Annotated in this window: 7 protein-coding genes; 1 reads left to right on the top strand and 6 read right to left on the bottom strand. The window is 67.3% G+C overall.

Translation table 11 applies throughout. From position 1 onward, the window contains the following. Nucleotides 1-1,033, bottom strand: a 1,033-nt coding sequence (locus JHC99_RS15950) for a ferrous iron transporter B (RefSeq protein ID WP_292155509.1), incomplete at its 3' end; no start/stop codon positions are given. Further along, nucleotides 1,033-1,320 carry a FeoA family protein gene (locus tag JHC99_RS15945; RefSeq protein WP_292155507.1) on the bottom strand — a complete coding sequence of 96 codons (288 nt, stop codon included), beginning with the start codon at nucleotides 1,318-1,320 and terminating at the stop codon, nucleotides 1,033-1,035. The genes JHC99_RS15945 and JHC99_RS15950, both read right to left, overlap by 1 nt. Nucleotides 1,321-1,467: 147 nt before the next feature. Here JHC99_RS15945 and JHC99_RS15940 point away from each other — a divergent pair, with 147 nt between their 5' ends. Beyond that, nucleotides 1,468-1,938: a cytochrome c family protein gene (locus tag JHC99_RS15940; RefSeq protein WP_292155505.1), complete on the top strand. Its 471-nt coding sequence runs from the start codon at nucleotides 1,468-1,470 to the stop codon at nucleotides 1,936-1,938. Between the two features lie 25 nt (nucleotides 1,939-1,963). Here JHC99_RS15940 and JHC99_RS15935 read toward each other — a convergent pair whose 3' ends face one another. The 4 genes from JHC99_RS15935 to JHC99_RS15920 all read right to left on the bottom strand — a co-directional run. Next, a complete protein-coding gene (locus JHC99_RS15935; protein WP_292155511.1) occupies nucleotides 1,964-5,182 on the bottom strand; it encodes an efflux RND transporter permease subunit in 3,219 nt (1,072 codons plus the stop codon). Then, nucleotides 5,182-6,333, bottom strand: coding sequence for an efflux RND transporter periplasmic adaptor subunit (locus JHC99_RS15930; protein ID WP_292155503.1), 1,152 nt, complete (start codon nucleotides 6,331-6,333; stop codon nucleotides 5,182-5,184). Before JHC99_RS15930 ends, JHC99_RS15935 begins: the two co-directional genes overlap by 1 nt. Nucleotides 6,334-6,452: 119 nt before the next feature. Continuing rightward, nucleotides 6,453-7,235: a hypothetical protein gene (locus JHC99_RS15925; protein WP_292155501.1), complete on the bottom strand. Its 783-nt coding sequence runs from the start codon at nucleotides 7,233-7,235 to the stop codon at nucleotides 6,453-6,455. After that, nucleotides 7,232-7,643: class II aldolase/adducin family protein (locus JHC99_RS15920; RefSeq protein WP_292155499.1), on the bottom strand; the 412-nt coding region annotated here is incomplete at its 5' end. The genes JHC99_RS15925 and JHC99_RS15920, both read right to left, overlap by 4 nt.

Here is a 7,643-nt window from a genome sequence, read left to right as displayed (position 1 = left end):
GGATGAAGGCCCGCCCATGCAGCCCCGCCCCGCCCATGATCCGGTCCATCAGGAAAGCCGCGCGGGCCATATAGCCGAAGTCTTCCAGCAGGATGATGAAGGCGAACAGGATGATGATCTGGGGCAGGAAGACCAGCACGCCCCCCACGCCCGCGATCAACCCGTCTACGATCAAACTCTGGACCAGCGGCCAGACCGACCCTGTGTCCGGCACCACCGCAGACACGCCCGCGCCCAGCAACCCGAACCCCGCCTCGATCAGATCCATGGCGGGGGTGGCCCAGGCGAACACAGCCTGGAACATCACGAACAGCAGGGCAGCCAGGATCACCAGCCCCCCGACCGGATGCAGCAGCACACCGTCGATCTTGCCGGTCAGGGTGTCGGGCCTTTCGGGCGGCCGGACGCAAGCCTTCATGATCCGCTCGGCCTCGCGGTGCGCGGACCGGATTTCGGTCGCGTCCGGCGCGCGCCATGCCCCCTCGCCTTCGGGCGACGTCATGGCCGAGGTCAGCGCCAACGTTTCCACCTGGGCGACCAGATCGTCGATCCCGCGCCGCCGCGTCGCCACCGTGGTCACGATCGGGACGCCAAGTTCGGCTTTCAGCCGCTCAAGGTCGATCCGCAGCCCCTGACGCTGGGCGATGTCGTACATGTTGAGTGCCAGCACCATCGGACGCCCGACCTGACGCAATTCCAGCGCCAGCCGCAGCACGAGCCTGAGGTTGGTCGCATCGGCGACGCAGATCACCACGTCGGGCGCGGGCTCCCCGGCCAGACGCCCCAGGACGGCATCGCGCGTGACTTCCTCGTCGGGGCTACGCGCGCGCAGGGAATAGGTGCCGGGCAGGTCCAGCACCGACAGCGAACGACCCGAGGGCGAACGGATAAAGCCTTCCTTCCGCTCGACAGTGACACCGGCGTAGTTGGCGACCTTCTGGTGGGCTCCGGTCAGGGCGTTGAACAGGGCGGTCTTGCCCGAGTTCGGATTGCCGACCAGGGCCACCCTGGCGGCGCGAAGGGCAATATCCATTACTCGGCGGCTTCCACGACGGCGTCTGCGCCGAAGTCGACGGTCAGGCTGGCGGCCTCACGGCGCCTGAGGGCCACCCGCATGTCATCGACCTTGATGGCGATCGGATCACGCCCGAACAGGCCTTCATGGATCAGCTCGACCTGCGCGCCCTCGACGAAGCCGAGTTCCAGCAGCCGTCGCTCCAGCTCGACATCCTCGGCCTGATGATGGCAGTGCTTGCCGACTTCGGTGATGACGCCGCGCTGGCCGACGCGGGCCTCGCTCAGCCTGATGACGTTATTCATTCAACTGATCCGTATGCGACCCGCCGAAGCCTCGTCGCCTTCCTGCGGGTGATTATCAGGTGCGATAGTCTCCCGTCCAGAGCCATACGCCGCGTTGCATGGTCGCGCGGTTCGGCTATCACCGCAGCGATGGCACGAGAGGCGACGATGCGGAAACTGGTTTTATCGATTTCGGCCGCGGTCCTGATGACCGCCTGTGGGTCGGGCGAACCCTCAGGCCCGCCTGCTGCGCCGCCCCCGCCGCCCTTGACCGACGCCGAGCGTGCGACCCTGCTGGCCGCCCTGCCCGCACCCTATGCCCAGGCTGATCTGGAGAACGGGCGCGCCGTCTTCGCTCGCTGCCGCTCCTGCCACACCGTCGTCCAGGGCGGCTCGAACATGACCGGCCCCAACCTGAACGGCGTCATCGGCCGGGTCGCCGGGACCCATCCGGGGTTCAACTATTCGCCGGCCCTGAAGTCGGCCGGCTTCACCTGGGACGGTGACAAGGTCGAGCACTGGCTCGAGAACCCGCGCACCTTCCTGGCCGGCAACAAGATGACCTTCCCCGGCCTGCTGGACGCCACCGACCGACGGGACGTAGTGGCCTACCTGAGCGTCGAGGGTGCGGCGCGCTGACCTCGGCTTGCCCGCGGGACGACGGTCACTCGGCCGGTGCCGGAGACCCCGATCCCGTCAGTTCCTGCGCTTCCCATTCCTCGATCTTGCGTGCGGTCGATTCAGGTGACTTCGTGAACCGCGCCAGTGCCCCATAGATCACCGGCACCACGAAGAGGGTCAGGATCGTGGCGAAGATCGCGCCGGTGAAGATCACCACGCCGATCGTCTGGCGACTGCCGGCGCCCGCGCCCTGCCACAGGGCCAGAGGCAGGGCTCCGAACGCCGTGGCGATCGAGGTCATGATGATCGGACGCAGACGCAGGGCCGAGCTCTCGGTGATGGCCTCCTTGATCGACCGGCCCTGGTCGCGCAGCTGGTTGGCGAACTCCACGATCAGAATGCCGTTCTTGGCCGCGATGCCGATCAGGATGATCAGTCCGATCTGGGAATAGATGTTCAGGCTGGACCCCGCCATGAACAGCCCGAACAGCCCGCCCGCCGCCGCCAGCGGCACCGTCAGCATGATGACCGCCGGGGTGATCCAGCTCTCGAACTGCGCAGCCAGGGCCAGGAACACGAGCAACAGGGCGAATCCGAAGGCGATGCCGACGGCATTGCCCGCCTCTTGCTGATCGCGCGCCGCGCCGCCGTACTGGACGTTGACCACGCCCTGCGGCTGCTTGGCCGCGAGATCGTCGAAGAAGATCACGGCATCGGCGATCGTCGTGCCGGGATTGAGGTCGGCGCTGATCGTGATGGCGCGCTGGCGATCCAGGCGGCGGCGGTCCGGCGTATCCCCGGTCACCTCGGTCTGCACGACCGAAGACAGCGGAACGAGCGTCCCGCCCCCCGAACTGACGTACAGGGCCTCCAGATCGCTGACGTTGGACCGGTTGGCCCGTTCGGTCTGCAGGATGACGTCATACTCCTGGCCGCCCTTCAGATAGGTGGTTGCGCGGCGAGATCCGAACATGGTTTCCAGCGTTCGGCCGATTTCCTGGGACGACACCCCCAGCGCCGCCGCCTTTTGCGGATCGACATCGACCAGCAGGCGTGGCGAGTTCGGCTCATAGTTCAATCGCGGCCGCGACAGACCCGGATTCTCGAGCGCCGCCGCCAGCACGGGCTGGAGCCAGCGATAGATTTCGGGATACTCGGCACCCGTCACGATCATCTCGATAGAGTTGGAGTTGCCACCGCCACGCTGGAAAGCCCCTGGCGTCGAGGCATTGACCTGGGCACCCGTCTGGTTGCGCAGCTTGCCGTTCAGTTCCTGTGCAATCTCATCGGCCGATCGCTCACGTTTGGACCAGTCGACCAGCGACAGATTGGCGTTGCCGGAGTTGAAGGTGCCGCCGCCGAAGCCGGGGGCCGAGATCAGATAGCTCTCGACCTCGCCAGACGCCTTGTACTCGGCAAGGATCGGCTCCAGCCCCAGCATGATGTCGCGCGTATAGTTGAAGCCGGCCCCTTCCGGTCCCTGGACCCGGACCTGCACCCGGCCCCGATCCTCGGCCGGGACCAGTTCGTTGGGCAGGGTCAGGAACATCGCCCCCGCCCCGCCGGCGACGCCGACCACGACCAGGGCAACCGCGATGACCGCCGCCCGCTTGCCGACCATGGCACTCAGCGAGTTCTCGTAGGAGTTCTTCAGCTTGTCCATCGCACCGTCGACCCGACGCGCCAACCAGCCGCCCCCATGCGCCGGACGCAGGATCTTGGACGCCATCATCGGCGTGAGTGACAGAGCCAGGAAGGCCGAGAAGGCGATGGCCGCCGCGATCGCCGCTGCCAGCTCGACGAACAGCCGGCCGACGTATCCCGGCAGGAACAGCAGCGGCGCGAAAACCGCCAGCAGAACCAGCGTCGTCGCGATGACCGCGAAGAAGACCTGACGGGTGCCGCGTTCGGCGGCGACCAGCGGTGGCTCGCCCTGGTCAAGGCGACGCTGGATGTTCTCGACCACCACGATGGCATCGTCGACCACCAGGCCGATCGCCAGCACCAGCGCCAGAAGGGTCAGCAGGTTCAACGAGAACCCGAGGGGTGCCAGCACGATGAACGTCGCCAGCAGACAGATGGGGGCTACCACCGACGGAATGATCGCCGCCCGCAGACTGCCCAGGAAGATGAAGTTGACCAGAGCCACCAGGGCCATCGAAATGCCGATGGTGATCCAGACCTCGTCGATCGCGTGCGAGGTGAACACCGAGTTGTCGGACCCGACCACCAGTTCCGTACCCTGCGGCAAACTCGGCCGGACCTGTTCAATGAGGGCCTTCACGCCGTCAGAGATTTCCAGGTCGTTGGCCTGGGACTGGCGTGTCACGGCCAGGCCGATCTGGTCCAGACCATTGCCTCGGAACAGCCGGCGATCCTCCTCCGGTGCCTCGACCACCCGCGCCACGTCGCCCAGACGTGTCACATAGTTGGCGACGGGCTGCAGCGCGCCGGTCGCGGTCGCACCCGTGCTGGTGGCGGCCAGGGCCGCGCCGCTGCCGGACGCCACCGAGGCCGATCCGGTGTTCCCGATCGGCAGCTGGGCGAAATCCTCGGCCCGCGCGTAGTTGCGCGCCACGCGCACCGTGTAATCCTTGGCGGTGGACTCCAGCGCGCCCGCAGGCAACTCGACGTTCTGGGTCGTCAGGGCCGATTCGACGTCCGAAACCGTCAGACCCCGAGCACCGAGCGCATTGGCGTCCAGCCAGATGCGCATCGAATAGCGCTGCTCGCCATAGATCTGGACCGTCGCGACGCCCGGTACCGTGGCCAGCTGATCGACAAGATATCGATCGGCATAGTCAGTGAGCTCGAGCCGGTTCATCGCGTCGGAACGGAAGAACAGCACCATGATCGGCTGGGAGTCGGCGTCGGCCTTGGCGATCTGAGGGGGATCAGCCTGATCCGGCAGGGCACCCTGGGCGCGAGAGACCCGGTCGCGCACGTCGTTGGCCGCGACGTCGATGTCCCGGTCCAGAGCGAACTCGACCGTGACGTTGGATCGGCCGTCACGGCTGGTCGAGTTGATCCGCTCGACGCCCTGGATACCGGCCAGCTGTTGCTCGATCGGTTCGGTGATCCGGCTCTCAATCACTTCCGCCGAAGCCCCGGCATAGCTGGTCGAGACCGACACCGTCGGGGGATCGACGTCCGGCAACTCGCGAACCGGCGTGAAGAAGAACGCGGCCAGCCCCACGACGCACAGCACGATGGCCGCGACGGCCGCGAAGACCGGGCGTCGGACCGACAGATCCGAAATCATCATCGGGCGGTGCCCTGGGCCGGGGCGACTTGCGTCGGAGCAGCACCTGCGCGCGCCGGGCCCGCCTGGCTCGCCCGGGCGACGGTCACTGGCGAATTGGGCTGGATCCGGTTCAGACCCGACCCGACGATCTTCTCCCCGACCCTCAGGCCGGAAACGATTTCCACGAAGCCGTTCTCCACCGCCCCGGTCTCGACCTCGACCCGCTGCGCGGTTGAACCACTCTCACCACCGGCGATGCGATAGACGAAGGCACCCTCCCCCTCATACTGGATCGCAGCCTCGGGCACCGCCGACGATTGCCGCTGGCCTTCCTGGATCGCGACGCGAACCAGCATTCCGGGGCGGATCCGTCCGCCGGGATTGGCGAACTCGGCACGGGCGATCACGGCACGCGTCGCCTCATTGATGCGCGTATCGACAAGGGCGATCCGCCCCTGGAAGGGCTCGTCGCCATAAGCGTCCGCCGTCGCGGTGATGGGCAGGCCGGCCCTCAGCACGCCCAGATAGCGCTCGGGCACCGGGAAATCGACGCGAATGGTCGAGGTATCGTCCAGGGTCGTGATCACGGCACCGGGGTTGATCAGCGTCCCGGCGGTCACCGTCGACAGGCCCAGAACTCCGGCGAAGGGGGCCCGGATCATCCGGTCACCGCGTCGCGCCTCGGCCGCATTCAGCGACGCCCGCGCGGTCTCCAGCGCGGTCTGCGCCTGTTCTGCCGTGACCCGAGGAGCCACGCCGCGTTCGGCCAGGACGCGGTAACGTTCGTATTCCCGCTCGGCCTGCGTCACCTGGGCCCGGGCCTCGATGATGCCGGCGTCTTCCTCGCGCGCCTGAAGCTGAACCAGCGGGGTTCCCGCCGATACTCTCTGGCCGTCCCGGAAGAGCACAGCGGTGATCAGTTCGGTTGTCGAGGAGGTGATGTTGACCGACCGATTGCCACGCGCAACGCCTAGAACCCGGATAGTGTCGCTGAAGGGTCGGCTGATGACGGTCGCCTCCGCGACCTGCTGGCCTCGGCCACCACCGCGGCCTCCCGGCCCGCCCTTCTCTTGCTCATCCCCCGCAAAGGCGACGCGGAAGATCACAGCAAGAACCATCAGCCCGATCAGGCACGCGGCAGCGACGAGGAAAAAGTGGCGTTTGATCACGCGGTAGACTCTCCGAACAACTGGGCGTCGGCATAGCGCCTGTCGCGGTCGTGGCAACTCAAGTCTGTGTAACGGCGAGAGTTGCCTATTCCGTCGAGCCAAAACGTCGCAAGTTCAGATCAGAAGCGTCGCCAGATCGCCAGGACCAGACCCCTCCCCAGCGGCGTCTCACGCCCCGCCGCGGTTTCTCGCCATCCGGCCTGCAGGCTCCAGGGGCCAAGGTGACGGACAACGGATGTCTCCAGCGAAAGCCAGCGCGCGCCATCGTCATCCACGGCGCCCGCATAGGCCTGCCCCAGGATAAGCCACCGCTCGCCGATGTGGGCACCGATGGTGGCGTCGGCGCGGACCTCGTTGGGCAGGCCGTCCCGGAACCGTCGCGCGGCCTGGACTTCCACGAAACTGCGGTCGAACCAAAACGGGCCGCTCTTCGCCCCGCCGAAGGATCGCCCTGCGGAGGTCCGGACCTCCCAGTCATCCTCGCCGACACCCGGCGCGGCATAGCCTGCGTTGCGCCCGTCACCGGCCGAGGAATAGCCCGCCTGCACGCTGACCGCCGTCCGGTCGTCGCGCCAGGCCTGCCAGATCAGCGCGACCTCCAGCGGTCCCCGGCCCTGATAGTCGACGAACTGGTCCTCGCCGTCCTGCCAGTCGCCCTTGACCTGGACCGTAAGTCGATCGGTCAGGCCGTACTCGGCGAACACACCGAGGGACTGGTCGCGGCGTTCAACCGGCAGGGGCAGGCGTTCGCCGTCGGGATCGAACGCATCGTCGGCGACCATCCGTTCGGCCTTGACGATAACCTGGGCCTTGCCCTTCGGTTGGGTCCACGCCCCGGCCAGGGTCGCAGTCGGGGGAATCGACAGCGCCGCACCGATCAGGAGCGCGGCGCGATATCTCAAGAGTCGTAGCCCGGGGATTTCCGGTCCAGCATCCGCAATGCGCCCGGCCATGCGAGAGAGGAGATGAAGGATATCCCCCGCCCCTGTTCCTTCGTCTCCGCCTGGGCCGCGTCCGGCGCGATCAGCACATGCTCGCGCCCCCCCGACAGTGCCGCCACCTGCTGGGCGCAAGCCCGCTCCAGGAAGAACATCCCGGTCCAGGCCGCCGCTGCCGTCTGTCCGACCGCCAGCGTCCCGTGGTTACGCAGAAGCATCAGTGGCTTGTCGCCCAGGTCCGCGACCAGCCGCTCGCGCTCGTCGTGGTTCAGCGCCAGCCCCTCATAGCCGTGGTAGGCGACCTGATGTTGCAACAGGCAGGCGTTCTGGCCGATCGGCAGCAGGCCTTCCTGCTGCGCCGCCACCCCGACC

Origin of the sequence: Brevundimonas sp., from assembly GCF_016463485.1 — a bacterium.
Lineage (GTDB): Bacteria > Pseudomonadota > Alphaproteobacteria > Caulobacterales > Caulobacteraceae > Brevundimonas.
This window is presented reverse-complemented; position numbering and strand designations above follow the sequence as displayed.